The organism is Martinezella sp. CNPSo 3959 (assembly GCF_057784355.1).
On the sequence record NZ_JBXSOV010000008.1, the window covers coordinates 66,660 to 89,185 of the forward strand.

Sequence of the window (22,526 nt, forward strand, 5' to 3'; positions counted from 1 at the left end):
GATCGTCAGGCAATCAGGGGCGCAGCCTTGGCTTTGAGAGCAGCCAAGGCATCCTGGGGGCTGAGGCGCACCTGCAGCCCGCGCTGGCCGCCATTGATATAGACATAGGCCTCGGTCATCGCCTGCGCCTCGATCGCTGTGGGAACGAGCTTCTTCTGGCCGAAGGGGCTGATGCCGCCGACATGATAGCCCGTCAGGCGCTCGGCATCGGCAGGCTTCATCATATTAGCCGACTTGCCGCCGAAGGCTGCGGCGAGCTTCTTCATGCTGACTTCGTGATCAGAGGGGACGACGGCGCAGACCGGCTTGCCATCCACCTCCGCCATCAGCGTCTTCAACACGCGATGGGGCTCTTCGCCCAAGGCCTCTGCGGCCTGCAGGCCGACACGCTCCGCATTTGGGTCGTAATCATAGGCATGCACGGTGAAGGCGACCTTCGCCTGGGTCAGCACTTGCGTGGCGCGGGTGGTTTTCGACATGGCTTATCTCTAGGCGGCCTTGCCGAATGCAGCCGCATAAATATCCGGCTTGAAGCCGATGAGCAATTTGCCGTCCGCTTCCAGCACCGGGCGCTTGATCATCGAGGGCTGCGCCATCATCAGCTGAATGGCCTTGTCCTTCGAAAGATCGGCGCGGTCCGTTTCCGGCAGGGCCTTGAAGGTGGTGCCGGCGCGGTTGAGGACCACTTCCCAACCGGCTTCCGTCGTCCAGCGCTCCAGATGATCCCGATCGATGCCCACGGCCTTGTAGTCGTGGAATTCATAGGCGATGCCATGGCTTTCGAGCCAGGTGCGGGCCTTCTTCATCGTGTCGCAGTTCTTGATGCCGTAAATGGTGATCGTCATGGCGAATCCGTCTTTTGCTGTCCGATAGGGCATAACACGCGAACAAAGGCGGATGAAAGCCGCTCGGGCGGGGACGCAGTTCTCTCGCCCGTTGCAGTTGCCAGCAATAAGCGCATAAATATGCAGCATGCATACTTATGACGCAGGCTGGAGCATGGCGACGGACAAGGAAATATTGCGGCTGGAAAACCTCTTTGGCGCCATGAGCCTTGCCCTGGTGGACAAGATGGAAAAGGCCTTTGTCGATGAAACCGGCCTTGGCCCAAGCGCCATTGCCGCCATCGTTCAAATCGGCACCGAGCCGGGGCTGACGATCGAGACCCTACGCCGAATGATCGCGCTCTCCCATTCTGCCGCCGTGCGCCTTGTCGACCAACTGGTGGCGTCCGGTCTCGCGTTGCGCGCCGGAGGCGTCGAGGGAGACAAGCGTGCCCGATCGCTGCAATTGACCAAGGCCGGGCAGGTACTGTTCGACAAAAGCCTGGCGGCACGGCGTGCTGTCATTCATCGAGCTTTCGCCGTGCTCGGGCCTGAAGAGGCGATGCAATTCGGCCATCTCATCGAGACGCTGCTGCCGGCCTTGGTCGATCCCGGCGATGACCAGGACGTGGTCTGCCGCGTTTGCGATCAGGGCGCCTGCGACCAGGATCGCTGCCCGATTGCCTTCATGACATAGCCACGAGATAGGATCTTGACAGTTTCATCATATATATGCACACTGCATACATATATCTCGAAAGGCGATAGCTCCCGCCTTCGATGATCTGAACATTGCCTGCATCAATTCGATCGGAGGCATGATCGTGATGGAAAATCGTTCAATTATTATCCAGCTAACGAATATTGTGCGCGCGCTCCTTGCTGGCGGGCAGTGTCACATTCGCTATCTGGGTGCGCTTCTGCGGGAATCAGCGGCGATCGCCTTCACTATGCGCTGTAAGGTGATCGATCGCCGCTAGAGGAAATCAATCCTCAAGTGTTCCTGGTTTGCGGGCGACGGAGCTTGCTCTGTCCGAACCGATCTTCATAAGATCGCCGCGCCGGCGCACCAGCCGGTCCGATACGCGGGTGACGATCAGACCTGCTTGCGGCGCGCGGACGTCGATGGTCCCGTCAGGCATACCCGGGGTGGTGATGATCGTTGCCAGCAGATCACCTTCTTCAACGCGCTCGCCGATATTGCGATGGAAGAGCACTGTACCCGCCTGCGGGGCACGGATCATCTCGACATTGTCGAGCGGCACGGCCGGGCCGTCGAATGCACCGAGTGCGATGCTTTCGTCACGGACTGCGCCGCGCGAGGCCAGGAAACGCCAGAGCCCTTCGGCATCTTTCCTTGCCATCTCGGGATAGACGTCGCGTGTGCCGCGCAACTCGACCGTCACAGAGAGCTTGCCCGGCAGCCTTGCCTTCTTTTCCCCCGGCACTTCGTATTTCCAGGCGAAGCTGACGGCCTCCTCGAATGCCGAGCTTTCGCCATCCGACAGCAGCACGGCATCCATCTTCAGCGCCGCGGCAAGATCGGCGGCTTCGGGCCAGAAGGCCTCGTCGATATAGGCATATTGCAGGGATTCGTCATCGCAATGCAGATCGATCACCAGATCGGCACCGAGCGCCATATGGATCAGCTGGCGCTTCAGCCGGTCGACGGCGGGGTAGCGTTCCAGATTTTCGATGAGGAGATCGCGGTCGCGCAGCGAGATCAGCGGGAAATCGCGATTGAAATTGGTACGCGAGCCCAAGTCGAAGCGCCCTTGCATCTCGCCGAAATGCGATTGCGCCGCGCCGATCGGATTGGCATGCGGCACCACGACGATATCGCTGAGGATCGCGCCTTCGGCTTCCGCTTTCCGAAGCCGCTCGCAGAGGAAATGTACCAAGGCAGTCCCCGGCAGTTCACCGGCGTGCAATGCAGCCTGGATGTAGATCTTCGGGGTATCCGTCTTGCTGCCGGAAAAATGCAGGACGGGCAGCCGCCAGGCGATCCCCGGAGTGTCACCTTCGATGACGATTTCGGTGACGTTCATGGGCGGGCCTCCTGCTGATGATAATCAGAGACCCATATCAAGCCCTGCAGGCGGTCCGCAACCGTTTGTCACCACATGCCAGAATCAGGGCCGGGGACAAACAGCGCCAAAATGGCTTTCAGCGGCTGCCATTCCTGCGCAGGCAGAAGCTCAGGAGCAGGCTGAGCAGCACCGCACCAACACCGAAGGAGAAGGGTGCCGCATAGCCGAGATGATCCGCGAACAGGCCGGCGATCGGGCCAGTCGAACCGAGCGACACGTCGAGAAAGATCGAATAAAGCCCGAGCGCGACGCCGCGGTTCTGCGGCGGGATGCGCTCCATGGCCTCGTTGCCAAGTGCGGGGAAGACGGGCGCGAAGCCGGCGCCGGCGAGAGCCGCGCCGATGATGGCAACGGTCGGAGATGGCGCAAAGGCAAGCGCAGCCAGGCCGACGATCTCGATAACAAGGGAAATGCGCACCAGCGGCAGGCCCCCGAAGCGGGCGACAGCCTGGGCAAGACCCAGGCGCACGCCCATGAAGGCGAGGCCGAAAGCACTGAGCGCAAAGGAGGCGCCTTCCCAGCCGCGGCTATGGAAGAACAGCGCGACGAAGGCCATGACGACGCCGAAGCCGCTTGAGGCAAGCGCAAGCGCGACGCCGTATGGTGCAACGCGGCTCAGCACCTGGCCCGTGCCGATACCTTTTTCCTTGACGCCGGGAACCGGCGGCCGCGTTTGCGCCAGCATGAAGCCGGCAACCGCAAGGATGATGGTGACGACGCCGATAGCGAAGAAACCGTATTGCCCCTGCAGCCAGGCGCCGAACGGGGCGGCGAGCGCAATGCCGCCGTAGGTGGCAATGCCGTTCCAGGAGATGATGCGGACTGTTTCGCGCGATCCCATCAGACCGATCGCCCAGGTGATTGCCGCCGTGCTCACCCAGCTCTCGCCGATACCGAGCGCCAGCCGGCCCGCAAGCAGAAGAGCAAGGCTTGCCGCCGGGACTTGGATCGTAAAAGTGGAAGCGATGGTGAGTGCGCCCGACAGACCATAGGCGAGGAAGCCCAGGAAGACCGAACGGCGCGGCCCATATTGATCGCAGAGCCGGCCGACATGGGCGCGGCTGACGATGGTCGCCACATATTGCGTGCTGACGGCGATGCCGGCCCAAACAACGCCGAAGCCGAGGCTGCTGTCGACATAGGTCGGCAGAACCGCAAGCGGCAATCCGATGGCAAGGTAGCCGAAGAATGTCAGCGCGACGATCGAGATGAGAGACAGGGTCGAAGCGGACCGGATGGTCTGGGAAGCAGTGTTCACGGGATATCGCCTGCGGGCACCGGCAGCGGTGTCCATGCTGTTTGCCACGAAGGAAGCGGATTCGTATCGGATAGCAGTGACGGCGAAGGCCCGAGGGCCGTGCGTCGCCATGGGTAATGGCTATCAGGCAACAGCAGGCGAGGTCAACGAATTGCTGCCTTGCAGCAAAACCCATTGACGGGATGAATTGATTGTGCGTGGCGATTGTCATGGGGCGTACCAGTGGCACAAACCCATTCTCCCCGAAGGGAGAATGGGCAAAAGGCATCACATCGTCAGTATGACGCTGGCCGTCGTTCGTCCTGCTTCGAGATCGGCATGGGCTCGGGCGGCATCCTTCAGCTCGTATTCCGCACCGATCGGGTTGACTAGCCCGGCCTGCAGCGCTGCCATCAGCGACATGGCGCCTTGGCGGTAGAGTTCGGGATCGTTGGCGTAAGCCAATACGCTCGGGCGCGACAAGCCGATCACACGGGGTGCGGTCAGCTCCTCTATCTTGATCGGCGGAATGGGGCCGGCGACCTGTCCGAGGCTGGCGACCATGCCGAAGGGGCGCACCGCAGCAAGCGTCTGCGACAACGTGGTCCCGCCGATCCCGTCGACGGCAAGATGTACGCCGCGGCCATCGGCGATGCGGCGCGTTTCCTCGGCCCAATCCGCGGATGTATGCAGGAGAACCGCGTCCGCACCTGCTTCCTGGGCGATGCCGACCTTGGCTTCGGATCCCACGGTAGCGATGACGTTCGCGCCGATCCGCTTGGCAAGGCGTGTGACGAGTTGGCCGAGCCCGCCGGCGCCCGCATGCACCAGCACCCACTCGCCCGCCTTCACGGGATAGGTCTTTTGCAGCACCATCTGCGCCGTCAGTCCGCGCAGCATCGTGCTGCCGGCAATGCGCTCGCTAACACCATCGGGTAATTTCACCAGCCGGCTTGCAGGTAGCGTGCGCATCTCGGCATAGCTGCCGATCGGATGGCCGATATAGGCGACACGGTCGCCGACCTTCAGATCGCCGACATCAGCGCCGAGCGCTTCGATAATGCCTGCACCCTCAAAGCCCAACACATTGTTGCCGGGTTGCAGCGGGTAAAGCCCGGAACGGACATAAATGTCGACGAAATTGACGCCGGAGATACTTTGGCGGATCAGCGCCTCGCCGGGGCCGGGTTCGGTAGCTGGGAGATCGACGGCTTTCAGGACTTCGGGGCCGCCGGGGCTGGTAATAGCAATCGCTAGGGGCATGGGAAAATCTCCTTTCGGACGATTTTTGACCATGAATCGCTGTGCGAATAAATTCGGTATGAACTCACCATATCTGTGCAATAATGCACCGATGATCGACTGGCAGGACCTTCACCATTTCGCCGCTCTCGCTCGAACCGGCTCCCTCTCTGCGGCGGCGCGCGAGTTGAGTGTCGACCACGCAACGGTCGGCAGGCGCATTGCGGCGCTGGAACGTGCGCTCGACCTGCGCCTCGTCGACCGGCGGCCACGCACCTCGCCGTTGACGGCCGATGGCCGCGCCATCGCCGAACTGGTGGCGGGTATGGAAGAAAATGTCGAGGCGATCAGACGTTATTCGAAAAGCGCCGTTTCCGGGCTTTCCGCTGCAGTCAAGGTCAGCGCGCCGCCGTCGATCGCTGCCCATCTGCTGGCGCCGAAAGCCGCGCTGTTTCATACCCATCATCCGAACATCACGCTGACCATTGCCGGCATTGCTCGGAGCGTCGCGCTCAATTCCGGCGAGGCGGATATCGCCGTGCGCATGATCAGGCCGGAGGAGAGCGATCTCTTGGTCCGGCGTATCGGCACCATGCGCTTCGGTCTCTATGCGATCCCGCCCTTAGCGCAAATACCAGAGGAGGACTGGGTGTTCATCGGCTATGATGCGGCGATGGAGCATCTGACCCAGCAGACGTGGCTTCGCAGTCTGCTGGATGGTCGTCCGATCGTCTTCCGTGCCACCGATGTATTCGGTCAGCTCGAGGCTGCTCGCGCCGGATTGGGGGTTGTGGCGCTTCCGAGATTTCTGGGTGATCGTGAGGCAGGATTGGTGCACCTGCCGGCGGAGATCCCGTCACCGACGCGCGACCTCTGGCTCGTCACCTATCCCGATCTCCGTCGCTCGCCTGCCATCCGGGCGGTTATGGACTTCGTTGCTGATGTTGTCGGTCAAAGTTGTCCCTTGCGGGACGCCTCGGACAGCGCCGTATAAGTACCGATTCCAACCCGTATTTTTCTGTTGCGGCCTCGTGGCGAATCTCTATCCATAAAAGGATGGACCACACTTACGGTCGGTGATCGATGACGAAGCTGGGCAGTTGGTTCGTGGCGGATAGGGCAGATCTGGTCGCGGGCATATCGGTTGCCGGACTGATGCTGCCGGAAGCGGTCGCTTACGCCGGCATCGCCGGCCTGCCGCCGCATCGTGCGATCCTCGCCGGCATCGTCGGCTGTCTCGTCTATGCCATATTCGGCCGCAGCCGCTTTGCCATCGTCTCCCCCACATCCTCATCCGCTGCCATTCTCGCCGCAACATTGGCGGTTGTGCCGGGTGATGCGACGATCAAGGCGGGACTTGCCACCGTTGCCGTGGCGCTCGCCGGCATTCTTTTCGTCATCGCCGGTACCTTGCGCCTTGGCGGCATCACCGGTTTCATCTCGCGGCCGGTCTTGCGCGGCTTCGCGCTCGGGCTGGCGATCACCATCATCCTGCATCAGCTGCCGATCCTTGTCGGTGTGCCCGTGCAAGCCTCGAATATCCTGGCTTACGCGGCCGCACTCTTCGGCGCGATCCTCCAGTGGAATCCGATCAGCGTCGCCGTCGGCGTGGTCGCGCTAGCGGCATTGTTGCTGCTGAAGCGATTGCCCGGCATTCCCGCCGCCTTCTTTGTGCTGGCCGCCGGCATCTTCGCCTCCTATCTGTTCGGTCTGGAAGGCCATGGCGTCAAGCTGGTCGGCCCGATCGAGATCCTGCCGCAATGGCCCTCGCTGCCGGACGCCGGCTGGGCCGCCTATTCGCGGCTGGTGCAATTCACCGTGCCTCTTGTCCTCATCCTCTTTGCTGAATCCTGGGGCACCATGCGTGCACTCGCCCTGCGTTATGGCGAGACGCTGGAGATCAATCGCGAGCTTGGTGCGCTGGGCGCTGCCAATATCGCCAGTGCCGTCGTTCAGGGCATGCCGGTCGGTGCGGGTTTTTCCGCCGGCTTCGCCAGTGAGGCGGCAGGGGCAAAGACGCGGGCGACGACCGTCTTTGCCGCCATCGGCCTCGCGATCCTGATTGCCTGTGCCGGACCGCTGGTGGCGCTTCTGCCGGAGCCGGTGCTGGCCGCCGTCGTGATCGCGGCTCTGACGCATGCGCTCGACCCCAGCCCCATCCTGCGGCTGCGCCGTCTGCATCGCGATTTCTACGTGGCACTGGGCGCCGCCATCGGCGTGCTCGCTTTCGGCGTGCTCAACGGCATGCTGCTGGCAATCGCCCTTTCGCTCGCTGCCATGATGCATCGCCTGGCATCCCCGTATATCGCCCGTTTGGGACGGCTCAACAACAGCCATGACTTCGTCGATGTCATCAGGCATGGCGATGCCGCGGAGATACCGGGCATCGCCATCTGGCGCCCCGGCGAAACCCTGTTTTTCGGCAATGCCGATACGATCTTCGTCGAGATATTGTCCGGCAGCCGCAGCCAAGCCGGATTGCGGGCCGTCATCCTCAGCCTGGAGGAAAGCTCCGATATCGACAGCACGGCGATGGACGCCTTGATGGAGTTCGACGGCGCCATGCAGCGCGCCGGTCTCCGTCTACAGTTTGCTCGGGTCCATGACCGGGTTCGCGATCTCATGACGGTCGCGGGCGTCGCCGATGTCGATAAGCGCTGCAGCTTCAGCGTCGATGATGCTGTGGCAGCTGTGATGGCTACAGTTCAGCCTGTTCCGAAACCGTAAGCGCCAGATTTAGAACCCAGATTTAGAATAATGGCCAATGCCAGACGTGGCCATGTTCGCCGTCGCCTTGAAAGCTGTTGACCAGCGTGAACGTTTTGACTGTCCAAGCGATCGGCGCTTCCAAAATCACTTCGGGAAGAATGTGGTTGCAATAAAACAGCGTCATGTGAGGTTGGAACGACTTGGATATGCCGCTTTCGAAGCCCAAGCTTTGCATTGCAGCATCCAATTCCCGACGGAGTGTCGCTAGCCCCTCGTTTCCGTCCCTACACCAGAGTACATATTGACGGTTGTTCCCGTTGCCGAATGTGCCTGCACGATCGAATATCAAGGGAAACGACTTTAAGCAGATGGTTGACCCAGCCTCCAACGCAGCGAAGGTGGCTTCCTCCTGTGAGCGGGAGACAATGTCGATGGGATAAATGGTGGCATGGTAAAGATCATGCTTTCTCGCTGTGCGCATCAACCCGTTTCGTCGACTTTGGTCGACGGTCATTTCAGCAGCCAATTTAGCGATTTCTGGGTCCGGCAATGCCGCAAAATAGAGTGCTTGCCGGCGCTTCGGAGGGCTTTTGCCCTTGCGACTAATTGGCGGTTTGCCGAGATTAAATGACAACTGATCGACATGCTGCATGGCTTCATTCAAAGCCGGTTTGGCTCTGCCTCCTTTTGTTTTCCGATCTCCAAAGCATATGCCTCAATGGCGGCGATTTCAAGAACAAAACAAGAACATTCGGAATGGCGACATCCCTTGTTTCAAAAAGCGATCGAATAAAAGGACGGCCTGATCTGTTCATTCCAAGTTCGGGCCTGCGTGCCCAATCTCACCCAAAGGAATCACGATCATGTTCACCAGATCAGTCTTTGCGGCAGTTGCTTTCGCTCTCATCGGCCTTGGTATTGCTTCTTGCTCCACCTCGGGGGATCACAATTCTGGTGGCGGCATGACGCTGAACGCGCCTCCCACCGGCGGCGGATATTGATATCCGTGCTCGCGAACCCCTGAAGGCCCGTTAGGCCGGCATCAAAACGGTGGCAATTCTCATTGCGCGCAAGAAACGGGTTGAATTCGGCGCTCCCGAGGACGATTTTCATGGCAAGTGGAAACACGGGAGGTTTCGTCATGAACGAGACAAGCCAGAATTACCTGATCTTCGAAACCGCCGGCGGCTTCTGCGGCATTGCCTGGAATGATGTCGGCGTGCTGCGCTTTCAATTGCCGACGAAGGATGCGGGCGCGACCGAGCGCCTGCTTCTGCGCCGTTTGCCGAATGCGCAGCCCGGGACCCCAAGCACGGACATCGCGGCAGTGGTTGCCAAGGTGAAGCGCTATTTCGCAGGTGAGGAGATCGACTTTTCCGATGTCACGCTCGATCTCGGCGAGCAGGATGCCTTTTTCAGGCAGATCTACGATGCCGCCCGACAGGTCGGCTGGGGCCACACGACGACCTACGGCACATTGGCCAAGCAGCTCGGCGCAGGGCCGGAAGCTGCGCGCGATGTCGGGCAGGCTATGGCGAAGAACCCGGTGGCGCTGATCATTCCCTGCCATCGCGTTCTGGCGGCAGGCGGCAAGATCGGTGGCTTTTCCGCGCCGGGCGGTTCCAACTCCAAGGCTCGCATGCTGGAGCTGGAAGGCGTTCAGCTGGCGCCGCCAAAACCGGTGCAGCAGTCGCTGGGGTTCTAGAGCAGTTCCAGCAAAAGTGCGCAGCGGTTTTGCTTCCGGAACTGCGTAAAAACAAGAAGATAGAGCGCGTTCGCGATTCGAAGGAAAGCGGAATTACTCTAGACGAGGAAGACGGCGAGAGGCTTTGGTCGCTGGCTCTATCCATGAGTTTCTGGAAGTGAAGACGTATTGCCGAAGATATGTCCGGTCGGCACTGGCGGAACAATGGCTGCAGACGATCGGCATGCTCGATCCGCAAAAGGACAATCGCGATGACAGTCCGCCTTGGGTGATTGCCAACCGACCGGGAGGGGTCGGCTATTTGGCGCGACCCTTCTCATGTTCAACCGCCAGCTTTACCTCGCGATAGTGCTCTGTCAGTTTCGTCAGATCGAACGCCCGGTTGAGGCCGCTCGGGTTCGGCAGTACCCAAATCGAAGCGCCCGCAAATTTTTCTGCTTGCCGCCCCCATTCGACATCGGCCCGGAGGCTGATGGCGGCATAGGCCGCTTTGCCGAGAAACGCCAGATTAGCCGGCGCGAACTTCCTGATCTTGTCTTCGAGCACTGGAGCGGCGGCAATGTAATCGCTCCTTTTCAGCTCGCTGGCGCTTTTCGTCGGGCGGGAGACCGCCGATGTCAGGCCGAGGCGATATTGCAGCATTTCGCGCTCTTCCTCCGCCCGCAGCAGGCGAGGGGTGAAGCCGGCAAGGTACAGGACCCGCCAGAAGCGGTTGCTGCGGTTCGAGAAATTATGCCCGTCGCGATGCGCCGTAAGCGCAGGGTTCAATCCGCAGAAGACTACCGAGAGGTCCGGTGCCAGGATTTCGGCAAGTCTGCTCGCCTGCTCCGGTATGTCTATCGGCTCATTCAGGGTCTTCGTTGGGGCATCATCCTGCATCTCGGATTTCCTGCGAAAGCGGCGGCAAGCGCGCCGCCTTCGTCACGCTAGCCGATAAGCGCCTGATCGGCCAAGGGATAAGAGGCCCATCTGCCTGCCTGAATCCTGTCGGCCTTCACGCATCACACGACAGTGGGCGGGCCGAACCACGTGGTCAGCGCCTCCGGAAGCCCCAACCGGGTCTCCTCTCCAACCCAGGCCACATATCCGTCCGGCCGTATCAATACCGCAGTGGGTGCATCAACCGCGCCGATCGCAGGAAGTGCCCATGGTCCGGCATATTGGGCATCGATCGATTGCACCCGATCCGCCCAAGGGGCGATATCGAAGCTCTCAGGCCCGCCGAGATTGAGCAGCACAGGCTGGCCTCCGTGCAGCAGCTCGAAGAGCCGCAGCGGACCGTGGGCGGTAGTGAGGTCAAGATCGGGCATGCGGCGGCCGAGCAGCGGATGTCCCTCGCCGAGATCGTAGTGAATATCCAAACCCGACATCATCGCGGCGTAGCGCCGGCGCGGCTCGTCCATGGCGAGGCATTCGGCCATCGTTTCACGGAGGATCTGCGTGCGGTCGTCGGGGCGGCGGAGCGCGACCGAGACCAGGATATTGCGCAGCACCCGGCGGCGATCGGATGACGCTCGGCGTGATAGGTCTCGAGCAGGCTTTCCGGCGATATGCCCTTGATCACCTGGGCCAGTTTCCATCCGAGGTTCATGGCATCCTGCACACCGATATTGAGACCCTGTCCGCCATCCGGGGGATGGATATGCGCGGCGTCCCCGGCGAGCAGCACACGGCCCTTGCGATAGGATGCTGCCTGTCGCACTGCATCCGTAAATCTCGAAATCCAGTGGGGGTTATGGGCACCATAATCGGTGCCATAGACGGCAATAAGAGCATCGCGGAGATCGCTGAAGCTCGGTTCGCTTGAGGTTCTCAACTGCCGCTCGGTCAGCATCACGCCTATCGGCCCCTCGTCTGGGTAAACGACCTTTCCATCGCGGATTTCATATTCGAACCTCCCGAGGGAATGCATGCCGAGCGCATCATGACGAATGCCCAGCTCCGGCTCCTCGGTCATGTCCACCTCGGCGATCAGATTGCTGACGGTCGCGTCCCATCCCGGAAAATCGATGCCTGCTGCCTTGCGGATCACGCTGCGCCCGCCGTCGCATCCGACCAGATAATCCGCTCGCAGCGTCGTCCCATCGGACAAATGGACATCGACGCAGCTGGCGTCCTGCGCGAAGCCGGTAACCTCCATGCCGTAGTGGACCGGCACGTTGAATTCGCCGATCCAGTCGGCAAGGATGCGCTCTATATGTTTCTGACGCAGGCCCAGGCCGTAATTATGCCTGGTGGGGAAGTCGCTGATATCGAGGCGCACCGAGGCGAAGCTTGCGACCTGTGCTATCTGCCCCTGTGAGAGGAACCGGCCGGCAATGCCGCGCTGGTCGAGAATTTCTATGGTGCGCGCATGCAGACCGCCGGCGCGCCAGCCAACAAGCTCCTGATTGGCACGCCGCTCGATGATCGCGACGTCTATGCCCGCCAAGGCCAATTCGCCCGCCAGCATGAGCCCTGTCGGACCGGCGCCGGCAATAACCACCGCATGTTTCGTAACAGGCATAGTCATGTCCATGCTCCCGCTTTTTCGGTTTGCATCGGCATTTGTACGGGAGGAGCCGGGTCTTGACGCAAGTCCCTTGTGCGCCACATATGTAGACTAGAGAGAGCGAATATCTGCTCTCGCGGTCGAATATCGACCTGCGAAATCCTTCACGAAACGTCTGCCTCCCCATCCAATAAAATATTTAATCCGCGCCCTAACGCGTTGTTATTGCGCGCTTTGGAACCAAAGGTCCTGCGAGATCGTTTGTCTTTGACTTTATACGACGCTGACGTCGTGCCCGGCCGGCTGGGTAAGCGGCGCATTTGAGGAGCAGCTCATCATGAATATTTCATCTGGATTTCGGTCGGTCGCGGTTGCCGCCATCGCCGCTGCAGGAATTGGCTTCGCCAGCGCGGCACATGCCGATAGCGGCACCATCCGCTTCTCCGTCTACAAGGCGGCTTTCTTCGTCGGCGGCTCCGGAGGCGAGGGCACGGTGACCTTCCACGGCAAACGCTATCCGATCTCGATCGGCGGCATTTCGGGCGGTCTCGCCTTCGGTGCCTCTAAGACCTATTTCCAGGGCACTGTGCGCAATATCCGCCGCGCCCGGGATGTAGCCGGCGTCTACGGCGCCGCCGGTGGCGGTGGCGCGGTGGGCAAAGGCGCCCAGGTGATCGTCATGACCAATGACAAGGGCGCCAAGCTCGAGCTTACGGGCAGGCAGGTCGGCCTGCAGGTCAATGCCGATATCAGCGGCTTGAGCGTCACAATGAAATAAGAGCGCGTTCAGCTCTGATAATTATTGCCCGGAGGCCTGATTCGCAGGAATAGCGATCAGGCCTTCGTTGCGAAGCAGGCTACTCGCCCCCAATATACCCTCATCTGGACCGCACGCCACGCTACAGCAGGTCACCTGCGAGAAGCGATGATGACGAGCTATACTTCGCTCGTACTATCGCATCCCAAGCCGTCTCAGTTGGGAAAACCTCGCTCAAGAAATTGATAAATGCCTTGACGTTAGGGCTTGCCCGGCGGCTTTCGGGCCACAATGCGGTGATCGTGGAGCGCGGCTCGATATATTCCTGGAGAAGCGGGACAAGCTTCCCCCTCTCGACGTAACTCGCGGCGACGAAGTTGGGTGAAATTCCAATACCGCCCCCGGCAGCCAGGATCGCCGCGACTGCGTCGCTGACGTCTGTAATGATGGCTGCGTCGGGCAAAATGTCGAAGGTGCGATCGCCTTGCACGAAAGACCAGCGCAGGGCCCGCCCCGAGCTTTGGAAACGGAAATTCACGCAATCATGGTCGTCGAGATCGCCGGGACTCCGCGGTATTCCGCGCCGCGCCAGATAATCTGGAGATGCGAACGCGCAGACATTATGCGGAGCCAGTGATCGCGAGATCAGGCGGGAGTCTGCGAGATCTCCAACGCGGATAGCGACGTCGATGCCTTCCTCGATCAAATCGGCGAAGTGGTCACCCAGCCTCAGATCGATCGAAAGCCTTGGATAGCGCGCCCGGAAGCGGGGCAGGGCTGGTGCCAAAATATGCACCCCGATAGGCAGGGGCGCAGTGACTTTCAGGATGCCGGCTGGCTCGGATCGGGCGGCGAGCGCGGCTTGTTCGATTGCTTCCGCCTCGCGCAGCAGGCGAAGCGCGCGTTCGTGAAGGTCCCGTCCTTCCGGCGTGAGGGTCAACGAGCGGGTCGTCCGGCTGAACAGACGCACGCCGAGGTGATGCTCCAGGCGTTGCACGCTCTTACTGATCGCAGAGGGCGAAACGCCCAAAGCTCGCGCCGCCGCGGTGTAGCTGCCCACCGAGCCGGCACGCGCGAAGGCAATCAGGCCGGTGAGGCGATCAAGATTAATTTGTTCCATGGTGGAATAATTAAAGCGAATATCGCCCCGATTATCAAGTTATAATCTTCTTCGTAGGGTGATTTCACCGCGCTCGTTGCGTGCTTCAAACAAGGACACCTGCACATGACTGAAACACTCAAGGATCGCTCCGTCGTCATCTTCGGAGGCACCTCCGGCATCGGGCTGTCGGCAGCCCAGCAAGCCAAGGCTGCGGGTGCGACGGTGATCGTGATTGGCTTCGATGCCACCGGCGCCGAGCGCATTGCCGCCGAAAACGGCTTCGCCGGCTGGCGTTCTGCCGATGTGACCAAGCCCGAAACCATCGGGGCTGCACTCGCGGATATCGATCGCGTCGATCATCTGGTGCTTCTCGCCGGCACGTTCGTCGCTGGCACGATACTGGAGGCTGATGTCGGGCATCTGAGGCGAGCGTTCGACGAGCGCATTTGGGCAGCGGTCCATGCACTTCGCGCGCTGGGCGATCGGCTCGATGCCGATGGGTCGGTGACCTTCATCTCGGGTGCTCTGTCCGATCGTCCGACCGCTTATGGCACAGCGGTACTGGCTGCCGCCTCGGCAGCGATGGAGGCGCTCGGCCGCGGCCTGGCGCTGGAAATGGCGCCTCGCCGCTTCAACACAATCTCGCCCGGCACGACCGATACGCCGCTGCTCGCCCGCACCCTGGGGGACGCCCGCCAAGCATATGTCGAAGCACTGAAGGAAAAACTCCCCCTTCATCGGCTTGGCACGCCGCGCGAAGTCGGAGCCGCCATCGTCTTTCTCATGAGCAATGGCTTCATGAATGGCGAGGTCCTGCACGTCGACGGCGGTTCCCGCCTCGTCTGATCTTGGTCGAGGAATTGTCATGCCCAACCTTTTCGACCCGATCCGGCTTGGCGCCATCACGGCACCCAACCGCATCCTTATGGCGCCGATGACTCGCGCGCGAGGCACGCGCGAGCATATGCCAACGCCGATTATGGCCGACTACTATGCCCAGCGCGCCTCGGCTGGGCTGATCATCAGCGAAGCGATCGGCATCTCGCAGCAAGGCCTTGGCTGGCCCTATGCAACCGGCTTGTGGAGTGGCGAACAGATCGCCGGCTGGCGTCATGTGACGGATGCTGTCCATGAGCGAGGCGGGCGCATCATCGCGCAGCTCTGGCACATGGGGCGCGTCGTTCACCCAACTTTCCTCGGCGGCGCGCAGCCGGTGTCGGCTTCGGTCACGACCGCTCCCGGTTATGCCCACACCTATGTCGGCAAGCTGCCCTACGCGGCCGCGCATTGCCTAAGCGCATACGAGATTCCCGGCATCGTCGCGGATTACGCGGCCGCCGCCCGCAACGCGCGGAAGGCCGGCTTCGACGGCGTTCAACTCCACGCATCCAATGGCTATTTGATCGACCAATTCCTGCGCGATAGCTCCAACTTCCGCAGCGACGCCTACGGCGGATCGATCGCCAACCGGGTGCGCCTGCTCGCCGAGGTGACGCAGGCTGTTGCCGATGCCATCGGCGCCGATCGAACCGGCGTCCGTCTCTCTCCCAATGGGGAGACGCAAGGCGTGCGGGACAGCGAACCGCTGCCACTGTTTATCGCGGCGGCTGAGACGCTCTCTGCGATCGGCATCGCACATCTTGAACTGCGCGAGCCGCCGCTCAATGGTACTTTCGGTGTCGGCTATCTTGATCCGCTCGCTCCGCAGATCCGGCCTCATTTCCGCGGGCCGCTCATCCTAAATTCGGACTTTGACGCGACACGCGGAAACGCTTTGATCGAGGCAGGCATCGGGGATGCCGTTGCCTTCGGCCGACCTTTCATCGCCAATCCCGATCTGCTCTCTAGATTGATGGAAGGGGCGCCCCTCTTGCCCGACGATCCTGGAACGTGGTTCACACAAGGACCAGAGGGCTATGTCGACTACCCTTTCATGGGAGATGCCGCTGAGGCGCGCTCCGGACGCTTGAACTAGGAATTCCGCAACCGACAGTCCGGGGCCATTGATGGCACGAGGCTGCCGCTCGATCCCCACACCAAGAGGCAATAGGCAAATGTCGATCAATGAGCTTGATTTTGACGCGCTGCTTGGCAGCAATCTCGCGCGCGTTTTTAACGAGCGCGATAGCGCCCGACGCGAAGCGGCCATCAGCGAACTGTTCGTTACGGATCCCATCATGTACGAGCCGGACAATGTCGTGGAGGGTCGCGCAGCAATCTCCGCCGTCGCCGGTGCTCTTCTGGAACAGTTCGGCCCCAACTTCCGCTTCACGCCTATCGGCAACGCGGTAGGGCACCACGGCATGGGTGTGTTGCATTGGGAGGCCGGCCCCCAAGGCGGACCGGTTGCCGTGACGGGAGCTGACGTGGCCGAAGTCGTCGATGGGAGAATTTCACGCCTGTGGGTATTGCTCAATAGAGCAAGCGGCTAGAGCAGTTCCAGCAAAAGTGCGAAGCGGTTTTGTGTTCGGAACGGCGTAAAAACAAGAAGATAGAGCGTTTTCGCGATTCGAAGAAAAGGGGAATTGCTCTAGAGTGCCCCATGCAGCAGTCAGAGCTGCCGAAAGTCATTGTATTTTCTGCGAAATTCTACTCCAGAGTTGCCAATTCTCCTATTCCCACTCCGTTGTTCTAGCTCTAGTTAGGCCATTGATAGAGTTAGACGTTCAATTCTTTGCCGCACAAGAAGCCGACCGTCAAAACGTTACAATCTTGATTTTAAAGGAAAAAATAGCACGAAATTTTTTGTGCGGTTTCGGCATCTATCGAAGTCGATCGCCCTTCCGGACCCACTTTGGGCAACTCAGGTGGGTTTTACAGCGAAGGAAGAAAGTACCGTCACCCCTTTGCGGACCGGCCTGAGCCTAGGAATCGTTTTGCTCAACTACCCTTCGAGGCGGCTGACCGGCCAAAGACACCCCATCCACCGAGCGGGGCGTCTCCGCTGCTAATCCCTGTCAGCTTGCCGGATTGCGCGCGGTGACGATCCACGCTGCGCCGTCGATCATCACCGACCGATCGCCGGGGCGGTCCGCGAAGGCGGCCCGAACCGCGGCCGAGGCGCGGGCGCGTATGTCGTCGGGCTGATCAGCGAGCGCGCGCGACAGCGGGCCGACCTCGACCGCCATCTGCACCGCGTCGTCGATCGCCGCGTCCCGCGTCGCGCCCTGGCCAAACGGGACGGAAGCATCGAAGGGCGCGATAGCGATATCGGTGAAGCCGGCCGCCGTCAGGATGCGCGCCACCCGCCCCCGGTCGCCGAACGAAAACGGGCCGGGCGCTTTGGGATCGGGCGGCGCGGTCGGCGGGACGATGCCTTTGATTGCGCCCATCGGCAGGCGCATCCAATCGTTCTCGGCCGCGCCGCGCCAGCAGACGAAAGCGACCCGCCCGCCTGGCTGGAGCGCGCGGCGCATATGCGCGAACGCCCCTATCGGATCGTCGAAGAACATCACCCCGAAACGCGAGAACAGGATGTCGAACGCGCCCTCGGGCAGCTCGGTGCTGCTGGCGTCGGCCACTCGGAATAGGGCCGTCGTATCCTGTGGCGCAAGCGCGCGCGCTCGGTCGATCAGCGGTTCGGATATGTCCACGCCCAGCACTTGGCCCCGCCGGCCGACGAGGGCGGCCAGTGCCAGACTCGACGCACCCGCGCCGCAGCCAACGTCCAGCACGCGCTCGCCCGTCGCGGGTGCGGCCGCTTCTATCGCGGCCTGGCCGAACACCGCCAGCATGGCGTCGAGCCGCGCCTGATTGGCGACCCAGCGCTCCCCGCTTTGGTCATTCCACTGGACCTGAGCGCCACTTTGCTCTGTCATCGTATATCCTGTCTGGTTTATTCCTACTAAGCGTCCACTATTCTTTTCATTGTGGCCCTTTGCATTGATCGCGGCGTCAGGCGATTGGAAAAGGCCACCATCTTGTTCGACAGGCCCGCGATCACGATAGCCTTTCCTCGCAACAACGCCCGAATGCCGCTCGCGGCGACCGGACGAGGCTTCATGGTGAGGAGGCGCAGCAAGGCCGATGTGGTTGCGCCGGCCGCCTCGTCGAAGCCCGTCGCGGTGTGCCCCGGGCAAAGCGTCGTAACAACCACACCCTGCGGGCGGAGTTCGTTGTGCAGGGCCTCGCCAAGGGCGAGTACATATGCCTTGGTCGCCGCATAGGCCGCGTAGCTGGGAACGGCTTGGAAGGCCATGAGGCTGGCGACGAGAAGTATATGTCCAGATCGCCGCTTGGCCATATCGCGGCCGAAGAGATAGGTCAGCTCTGTGAGCGTCGTGATGTTGAGCTGGATCATGTTCGCGGTGCGCTCGATCGGCGTTTCCAATAAGTCGCCGTGCAAACCGTATCCGGCATTGTTCAACAAGATCTCGACGATCACCGACTTCGCGTCGAGACTGCATTTCAAGCGGGCGGCCGCGCCCGGCGAGGCAAGATCGATCGCCTCGACCAGCACATCCACCCCGTATTTGCGACGGAGATCGGAGGCAAGCTTTTCCATCGGCTCCTGCCGTCGAGCCGCCAATATGAGATTGACTTTCTGCGCAGCCAGCAGATCTGCGAATTCAAGGCCGAGGCCACTCGACGCCCCGGTGATCAGAGCCCATTTCCCGGCGAAGCTGTTCATTGGTTCTTTCGACATCGTTCTCTTGCTCAACTCTTCGATCCCAAGATCGCATCCCGGGTCCTCTGGTCGATCCTCCGGGATGGAATCAGCGCTCTCAAACCAGCATCGACTGCTGGGCGAAGATACCCGCCATCGCGCCTTGCGATGATGCCGTGGTGACCGAGGGCATGCCGGCGTTGGCGAGGTCGCCAGCGGCGTAGACGCCGGGCATACTGGTTTCGCGGCGCTCGTCCGCCTTGAGAGCAATGCCGAGGGGTGTATCGATCGTGGCCAAGCCCAGTGATTCATGCAGGCTCGCGGACGGCTTGTTGCGCGGATGCGCGAACAGGATGTCGACGGTGACATCGGGGCTGGTATCGAGCTTGACTGTGGCGCCATGGACCCCGTGACGGGCGATTTCAGTGATCCGGCCGTCGACGACAGGTATGTTGCGGTGCGCCACATCGGCCCGGATATCGGGCGGGATGTCGTGACCATCGGCGAAGACTGTCAACCTGTCGGTCCAATCGTGGAACAGTCTGACCTGATTGTGCGACTGCGGGCCGGACCAGACGAGGCCCCAATGCTGGCCGGCGACTTCAAAGCCGTCGCAATAGGGGCAGGGTACGATGGACGTGCCCCAGCCTTCGGCAAAGCCCGGAACATCAGGCATTTGGTCGGTGATACCGTAGCTCAGGATCAGGCGGCGCGCCTCAAGGCCTTCGCCATCGGCAGTGAGGACGGAGAAATCGTCGATGGCGCCGGAGATGCTGTCAGCCCGAGCATTGACCAGCCTGACCGTCGGATAACGCGTCAGCTGCCGCCGCGCTTCGGCCAGGATGTCCAGCGGCGGCTTGTGATCGTGGCCGAGTAAGCCATGCGAGTGGCCGGCGAAGCGATTGCGCGGCAGGCCGGTATCGAGAACAGTGACCTTGCGACGGGCGCGGCCGAGCTGCAGAGCGGCTGCGAGGCCGGCAAAGCTGCCGCCGATGATGATGACGTCATCCATGGTGATGGGCTCCGAGTTGTGAGTGGAAGGGGTGGGGCTGGGCTTGGCTTGGCACACAATGGCGTCCACAGATGCGCGCTTGAGAGGGGCAGCGAGCAGGGCTTCGGCATCTACGAGAAAGCCGCCCCTCACTGTGTTGACCGACCGGATAATGCCGCATTCGATATCGCCGAGGTGCCCGGATTTCCAGGACATGGTTGAAACCTACCCAATGGCTTGCAGATTTTAGATACTATATGGTATCGTAATTCACCAATTAAGATACTGTCAAGGACTGGAATTGTCGTGACCGAAAATAGCCAGGGCCGGCGCGGCCGGCCCGCCAATGAGGCGCTTGGCCAAACGATAGTCGACGCCGCGGGCGAACTCTTTGCGGAATTGGGTTTCCAAGCGACGACATTGGACAAGGTCGCCCAGCGAGCGAAGATATCCAAGCTCAGCATTTACAGGCACTTCGAGAGCAAGGAGGCGCTGTTTGGCGCGGCGTTTGCAGCCCGCTGCCAGCAGTTAATCCCGCGGGCCCTTTTTGAAGGCGTCGACGGTTCAGCCGAAGATCAGCTCATGGCGGTGGGATCATCGCTGCTTCGCACATTGTTGCGCCCCGACGTCCGCAATGTCGAAGCCATGGTCACGGCCGATATGACAAGTCAAAAGTCGTTAAGCAAGCTCCATTACGAAGCCGGCCCCGCCCATATCATCGCCCAAATCGAGGCCCTGTTACGTCAGTTGCACGCGAAGGCGGTTCTGAATGTGCCCGATCCTCTCCGGTCCGCCCGCTTGTTTGCCGCGCTTTTCAAAGGATCCGACCTTCTGATTATCGCACGCTTCGATGAGGCGGGAGCGGAAGACGACAACGAAATCGAATCCTATTGCCGGTCGGCCGTCGCCATGTTCATCGCGGCGCACGGGGGCAACGACCACGCGGGGGGATAGCCTAGAGCGGTTCAGTTTTTCACGGAATCTCTGAGCCGCTCTATCTCTTTGTTTTCACGCAATCCCGGACGGAAAACCGCTGCGCACTTTTCCTGGAATTGCTCTAGACGAGGCCGCGAAGGAGGGCGGCGAGCAACGGATAACGCCCGCTTTCTTGGGAGGCGGCATTCAAGCACAGCCCAAATGGATGAAACAGGCACGGCAGTGAAAATTGGCGCTTAGACTGCGCCATCACCACCGTTCCCCCCTCACTCCCACTCGATCGTGCCGGGCGGCTTCGAGGTGACGTCGTAGACCACGCGGTTGATGCCGCGGACTTCGTTGATGATGCGGGTCGCGGCGCGGCCGAGGAATTCCATGTCGTAGTGATAGAAATCCGCCGTCATGCCGTCGACGGAGGTGACGGCGCGCAGCGCGCAGACGAATTCATAGGTGCGTCCGTCGCCCATGACACCGACAGTCTGGACCGGCAGCAGCACGGCAAAGGCCTGCCAGATCGCGTCATAGAGGCCGGCCTTGCGGATCTCGTCGAGATAGATCGCATCGGCTTCGCGCAGGATTTCCAGCTTCTCGCGGGTGATCCCGCCCGGGCAGCGGATGGCGAGGCCAGGGCCGGGGAAGGGATGACGGCCGATGAAGCTGTCGGGCAGGCCGAGTTCTTTGCCGAGTGTGCGCACTTCGTCCTTGAACAGTTCGCGCAGCGGCTCGACGAGCTGCATCTTCATGCGTTCCGGCAGGCCGCCGACATTGTGGTGCGACTTGATGGTGACCGAAGGGCCGCCGGTGAAGGAAACACTCTCGATGACATCGGGATAAAGCGTGCCCTGGCCGAGGAAATCGGCGCCGCCGAGCTTCTTGGCTTCATCCTCGAAGGTTTCGATGAAGAGCCGGCCGATGATCTTGCGCTTCGTCTCGGGATCGGAAACACCCTCGAGCTCGCCGATGAAACGGTCGGAAGCATCGACATGGATCAGATGCAGATTGTAGTGCTCGCGGAACATGGCAACGACGTTTGCCGCCTCGTCCTTGCGCATGAGGCCGTGGTCGACGAGGATGCAGGTTAGCTGATCGCCGACAGCCTCGTGGATCAAAAGCGCGGCGACTGAGGAATCGACGCCGCCTGACAGAGCGCAGATGACGCGCTTGTCGCCCACCTGATCGCGGATCGCCTGAACCGCCTTGGCGCGATAGGCCGACATCGACCAGTCGCCCTTGATGCCGGCGATGTTGTGGATGAAGTTGCCGATTAGCTTGGCGCCGTCGGGCGTATGCACGACTTCCGGATGGAACTGCACGCCGTAATATTTGCGCTTCTCGTCAGCGATGAAGGCATAAGGCGCGTTCGAAGACGTGGCGACCACTTCGAAGCCTTCGGGCAGCATGGTGACGCGGTCGCCGTGGCTCATCCAGACCTGATGGCGCGAACCGTTCGACCACAGACCTTCGAAGAGGGCGCAATCCTTATCGACTTCCAGGAAGGCGCGGCCGAATTCACGGTGGTGGCCGCTTTCGACCTTGCCGCCGAGCTGCATGCACATGGTCTGCTGGCCGTAGCAGATGCCGAAGACCGGGATGCCGCTGTCGAAGATGATCTGCGGCGCCCGCGGCGAGCCTTCGTCCACGGTCGAGGCCGGACTGCCGGAGAGGATCACGGCCTTCGGCTGCAGCCGCTTGAAGCCGGCTTCGGCGGATTGGAAGGGGACGATTTCGCAGTAGACGCCCGCTTCGCGCACGCGCCGTGCGATGAGCTGCGTCACCTGGCTGCCAAAATCGACGATGAGAACGGTATCTGGATGTGCTGTCTGGGTCATGGCGAGC

23 protein-coding genes and 1 pseudogene are annotated in these 22,526 nt (G+C 61.3%); 11 read left to right on the forward strand and 13 right to left on the reverse strand.

What is annotated here, in order from left to right; genetic code table 11:
- Nucleotides 1-5: 5 nt before the first annotated feature.
- Together ybaK and AC13RE_RS17965 are read right to left on the reverse strand one after the other, a co-directional pair.
- Nucleotides 6-479 (reverse strand): Cys-tRNA(Pro) deacylase, encoded by a 474-nt coding sequence (gene ybaK / locus AC13RE_RS17960; RefSeq protein ID WP_488563936.1) that lies wholly within the window; start codon nucleotides 477-479, stop codon nucleotides 6-8.
- A gap of 9 nt (nucleotides 480-488) precedes the next feature.
- Nucleotides 489-845 (reverse strand): ArsC family reductase, encoded by a 357-nt coding sequence (locus AC13RE_RS17965; protein WP_488563937.1) that lies wholly within the window; start codon nucleotides 843-845, stop codon nucleotides 489-491.
- Nucleotides 846-972: 127 nt separating this feature from the next.
- Here AC13RE_RS17965 and AC13RE_RS17970 point away from each other — a divergent pair, with 127 nt between their 5' ends.
- Both AC13RE_RS17970 and AC13RE_RS17975 read left to right on the forward strand, forming a co-directional pair.
- Nucleotides 973-1,521 (forward strand): MarR family winged helix-turn-helix transcriptional regulator, encoded by a 549-nt coding sequence (locus AC13RE_RS17970; RefSeq protein ID WP_488563938.1) that lies wholly within the window; start codon nucleotides 973-975, stop codon nucleotides 1,519-1,521.
- 121 nt (nucleotides 1,522-1,642) lie between these two features.
- Nucleotides 1,643-1,804 carry a hypothetical protein gene (locus AC13RE_RS17975; RefSeq protein ID WP_165915179.1) on the forward strand — a complete coding sequence of 54 codons (162 nt, stop codon included), beginning with the start codon at nucleotides 1,643-1,645 and terminating at the stop codon, nucleotides 1,802-1,804.
- Nucleotides 1,805-1,810: 6 nt separating this feature from the next.
- On the opposite strand, the gene AC13RE_RS17980 is transcribed toward AC13RE_RS17975, so the two are convergent.
- From AC13RE_RS17980 to AC13RE_RS17990, 3 genes are all read right to left on the reverse strand, one after another.
- Nucleotides 1,811-2,872 (reverse strand): M14 family zinc carboxypeptidase, encoded by a 1,062-nt coding sequence (locus tag AC13RE_RS17980; RefSeq protein ID WP_488563939.1) that lies wholly within the window; start codon nucleotides 2,870-2,872, stop codon nucleotides 1,811-1,813.
- Nucleotides 2,873-2,990: 118 nt separating this feature from the next.
- Nucleotides 2,991-4,172 (reverse strand): MFS transporter, encoded by a 1,182-nt coding sequence (locus AC13RE_RS17985; protein WP_488563940.1) that lies wholly within the window; start codon nucleotides 4,170-4,172, stop codon nucleotides 2,991-2,993.
- Nucleotides 4,173-4,439: 267 nt separating this feature from the next.
- A complete protein-coding gene (locus AC13RE_RS17990) occupies nucleotides 4,440-5,414 on the reverse strand; it encodes a quinone oxidoreductase family protein (protein WP_488563941.1) in 975 nt (324 codons plus the stop codon).
- A 91-nt stretch (nucleotides 5,415-5,505) separates the two neighbouring features.
- Between AC13RE_RS17990 and AC13RE_RS17995 the strand changes: the two genes are divergently transcribed.
- Nucleotides 5,506-6,387 (forward strand): LysR family transcriptional regulator, encoded by an 882-nt coding sequence (locus AC13RE_RS17995; protein ID WP_488563942.1) that lies wholly within the window; start codon nucleotides 5,506-5,508, stop codon nucleotides 6,385-6,387.
- Nucleotides 6,388-6,476: 89 nt separating this feature from the next.
- Entirely contained in the window at nucleotides 6,477-8,120 is a 1,644-nt protein-coding gene (locus AC13RE_RS18000; RefSeq protein WP_488563943.1) for a SulP family inorganic anion transporter, read from the forward strand.
- 22 nt (nucleotides 8,121-8,142) lie between these two features.
- Here AC13RE_RS18000 and AC13RE_RS18005 read toward each other — a convergent pair whose 3' ends face one another.
- Nucleotides 8,143-8,754, reverse strand: coding sequence for a 2'-5' RNA ligase family protein (locus AC13RE_RS18005; RefSeq protein ID WP_488563944.1), 612 nt, complete (start codon nucleotides 8,752-8,754; stop codon nucleotides 8,143-8,145).
- Between the two features lie 211 nt (nucleotides 8,755-8,965).
- Between AC13RE_RS18005 and AC13RE_RS18010 the strand changes: the two genes are divergently transcribed.
- Entirely contained in the window at nucleotides 8,966-9,103 is a 138-nt protein-coding gene (locus tag AC13RE_RS18010) for a hypothetical protein (RefSeq protein ID WP_162738229.1), read from the forward strand.
- 140 nt (nucleotides 9,104-9,243) lie between these two features.
- A complete protein-coding gene (locus AC13RE_RS18015; protein WP_488563945.1) occupies nucleotides 9,244-9,807 on the forward strand; it encodes a methylated-DNA--[protein]-cysteine S-methyltransferase in 564 nt (187 codons plus the stop codon).
- A 297-nt stretch (nucleotides 9,808-10,104) separates the two neighbouring features.
- Here the strand turns inward: AC13RE_RS18015 and mug are convergent, their stop codons facing one another.
- Together mug and AC13RE_RS18025 are read right to left on the reverse strand one after the other, a co-directional pair.
- Nucleotides 10,105-10,686 (reverse strand): G/U mismatch-specific DNA glycosylase, encoded by a 582-nt coding sequence (gene mug / locus AC13RE_RS18020; protein ID WP_488563946.1) that lies wholly within the window; start codon nucleotides 10,684-10,686, stop codon nucleotides 10,105-10,107.
- Between the two features lie 122 nt (nucleotides 10,687-10,808).
- A pseudogene (locus AC13RE_RS18025) lies at nucleotides 10,809-12,313 on the reverse strand (FAD-dependent monooxygenase).
- Nucleotides 12,314-12,635: 322 nt separating this feature from the next.
- Here AC13RE_RS18025 and AC13RE_RS18030 point away from each other — a divergent pair.
- Entirely contained in the window at nucleotides 12,636-13,076 is a 441-nt protein-coding gene (locus tag AC13RE_RS18030; RefSeq protein ID WP_132715596.1) for a lipid-binding SYLF domain-containing protein, read from the forward strand.
- Nucleotides 13,077-13,197: 121 nt separating this feature from the next.
- On the opposite strand, the gene AC13RE_RS18035 is transcribed toward AC13RE_RS18030, so the two are convergent.
- On the reverse strand, nucleotides 13,198-14,175 hold the full coding sequence (locus AC13RE_RS18035; protein WP_488563947.1) for a LysR family transcriptional regulator: 978 nt from the start codon (nucleotides 14,173-14,175) through the stop codon (nucleotides 13,198-13,200).
- Between the two features lie 105 nt (nucleotides 14,176-14,280).
- Between AC13RE_RS18035 and AC13RE_RS18040 the strand changes: the two genes are divergently transcribed.
- The 3 genes from AC13RE_RS18040 to AC13RE_RS18050 all read left to right on the forward strand — a co-directional run bounded on the left by AC13RE_RS18040 (nucleotide 14,281) and on the right by AC13RE_RS18050 (nucleotide 16,589).
- The gene (locus tag AC13RE_RS18040; protein ID WP_488563948.1) at nucleotides 14,281-15,003 is read left to right on the forward strand and encodes an SDR family oxidoreductase; all 723 of its coding nucleotides are present in this window, start codon (nucleotides 14,281-14,283) and stop codon (nucleotides 15,001-15,003) included.
- A 19-nt stretch (nucleotides 15,004-15,022) separates the two neighbouring features.
- Nucleotides 15,023-16,132 carry an alkene reductase gene (locus AC13RE_RS18045; RefSeq protein WP_488563949.1) on the forward strand — a complete coding sequence of 370 codons (1,110 nt, stop codon included), beginning with the start codon at nucleotides 15,023-15,025 and terminating at the stop codon, nucleotides 16,130-16,132.
- A 79-nt stretch (nucleotides 16,133-16,211) separates the two neighbouring features.
- On the forward strand, nucleotides 16,212-16,589 hold the full coding sequence (locus AC13RE_RS18050; RefSeq protein ID WP_488563950.1) for a nuclear transport factor 2 family protein: 378 nt from the start codon (nucleotides 16,212-16,214) through the stop codon (nucleotides 16,587-16,589).
- Nucleotides 16,590-17,114: 525 nt separating this feature from the next.
- On the opposite strand, the gene AC13RE_RS18055 is transcribed toward AC13RE_RS18050, so the two are convergent.
- The 3 genes from AC13RE_RS18055 to AC13RE_RS18065 form a co-directional block, all read right to left on the reverse strand.
- Nucleotides 17,115-17,975, reverse strand: coding sequence for a class I SAM-dependent methyltransferase (locus AC13RE_RS18055; protein ID WP_488563951.1), 861 nt, complete (start codon nucleotides 17,973-17,975; stop codon nucleotides 17,115-17,117).
- Nucleotides 17,976-18,001: 26 nt separating this feature from the next.
- Nucleotides 18,002-18,802 carry an SDR family NAD(P)-dependent oxidoreductase gene (locus AC13RE_RS18060; RefSeq protein ID WP_488563952.1) on the reverse strand — a complete coding sequence of 267 codons (801 nt, stop codon included), beginning with the start codon at nucleotides 18,800-18,802 and terminating at the stop codon, nucleotides 18,002-18,004.
- Between the two features lie 79 nt (nucleotides 18,803-18,881).
- A complete protein-coding gene (locus AC13RE_RS18065; protein WP_488564043.1) occupies nucleotides 18,882-19,775 on the reverse strand; it encodes an NAD(P)/FAD-dependent oxidoreductase in 894 nt (297 codons plus the stop codon).
- Nucleotides 19,776-20,060: 285 nt separating this feature from the next.
- Here AC13RE_RS18065 and AC13RE_RS18070 point away from each other — a divergent pair, with 285 nt between their 5' ends.
- Nucleotides 20,061-20,708 carry a TetR/AcrR family transcriptional regulator gene (locus tag AC13RE_RS18070; RefSeq protein WP_488563953.1) on the forward strand — a complete coding sequence of 216 codons (648 nt, stop codon included), beginning with the start codon at nucleotides 20,061-20,063 and terminating at the stop codon, nucleotides 20,706-20,708.
- A gap of 248 nt (nucleotides 20,709-20,956) precedes the next feature.
- On the opposite strand, the gene guaA is transcribed toward AC13RE_RS18070, so the two are convergent.
- Entirely contained in the window at nucleotides 20,957-22,519 is a 1,563-nt protein-coding gene (guaA, locus tag AC13RE_RS18075; protein WP_488563954.1) for a glutamine-hydrolyzing GMP synthase, read from the reverse strand.
- Nucleotides 22,520-22,526: the final 7 nt, after the last annotated feature.

Coding starts and splice junctions, on each gene's coding strand:
- ybaK (WP_488563936.1), bottom strand. CDS start 479: ATGTCGAAAACCACCCGCGCCACGCAAGTGCTGACCCAGGCGAAGGTC.
- AC13RE_RS17965 (WP_488563937.1), bottom strand. CDS start 845: ATGACGATCACCATTTACGGCATCAAGAACTGCGACACGATGAAGAAG.
- AC13RE_RS17970 (WP_488563938.1), top strand. CDS start 973: ATGCATACTTATGACGCAGGCTGGAGCATGGCGACGGACAAGGAAATA.
- AC13RE_RS17975 (WP_165915179.1), top strand. CDS start 1,643: ATGATCGTGATGGAAAATCGTTCAATTATTATCCAGCTAACGAATATT.
- AC13RE_RS17980 (WP_488563939.1), bottom strand. CDS start 2,872: ATGAACGTCACCGAAATCGTCATCGAAGGTGACACTCCGGGGATCGCC.
- AC13RE_RS17990 (WP_488563941.1), bottom strand. CDS start 5,414: ATGCCCCTAGCGATTGCTATTACCAGCCCCGGCGGCCCCGAAGTCCTG.
- AC13RE_RS17995 (WP_488563942.1), top strand. CDS start 5,506: ATGATCGACTGGCAGGACCTTCACCATTTCGCCGCTCTCGCTCGAACC.
- AC13RE_RS18000 (WP_488563943.1), top strand. CDS start 6,477: ATGACGAAGCTGGGCAGTTGGTTCGTGGCGGATAGGGCAGATCTGGTC.
- AC13RE_RS18005 (WP_488563944.1), bottom strand. CDS start 8,754: ATGCAGCATGTCGATCAGTTGTCATTTAATCTCGGCAAACCGCCAATT.
- AC13RE_RS18010 (WP_162738229.1), top strand. CDS start 8,966: ATGTTCACCAGATCAGTCTTTGCGGCAGTTGCTTTCGCTCTCATCGGC.
- AC13RE_RS18015 (WP_488563945.1), top strand. CDS start 9,244: ATGAACGAGACAAGCCAGAATTACCTGATCTTCGAAACCGCCGGCGGC.
- mug (WP_488563946.1), bottom strand. CDS start 10,686: ATGCAGGATGATGCCCCAACGAAGACCCTGAATGAGCCGATAGACATA.
- AC13RE_RS18030 (WP_132715596.1), top strand. CDS start 12,636: ATGAATATTTCATCTGGATTTCGGTCGGTCGCGGTTGCCGCCATCGCC.
- AC13RE_RS18035 (WP_488563947.1), bottom strand. CDS start 14,175: ATGGAACAAATTAATCTTGATCGCCTCACCGGCCTGATTGCCTTCGCG.
- AC13RE_RS18040 (WP_488563948.1), top strand. CDS start 14,281: ATGACTGAAACACTCAAGGATCGCTCCGTCGTCATCTTCGGAGGCACC.
- AC13RE_RS18045 (WP_488563949.1), top strand. CDS start 15,023: ATGCCCAACCTTTTCGACCCGATCCGGCTTGGCGCCATCACGGCACCC.
- AC13RE_RS18050 (WP_488563950.1), top strand. CDS start 16,212: ATGTCGATCAATGAGCTTGATTTTGACGCGCTGCTTGGCAGCAATCTC.
- AC13RE_RS18055 (WP_488563951.1), bottom strand. CDS start 17,975: ATGACAGAGCAAAGTGGCGCTCAGGTCCAGTGGAATGACCAAAGCGGG.
- AC13RE_RS18060 (WP_488563952.1), bottom strand. CDS start 18,802: ATGTCGAAAGAACCAATGAACAGCTTCGCCGGGAAATGGGCTCTGATC.
- AC13RE_RS18065 (WP_488564043.1), bottom strand. CDS start 19,775: ATGGATGACGTCATCATCATCGGCGGCAGCTTTGCCGGCCTCGCAGCC.
- guaA (WP_488563954.1), bottom strand. CDS start 22,519: ATGACCCAGACAGCACATCCAGATACCGTTCTCATCGTCGATTTTGGC.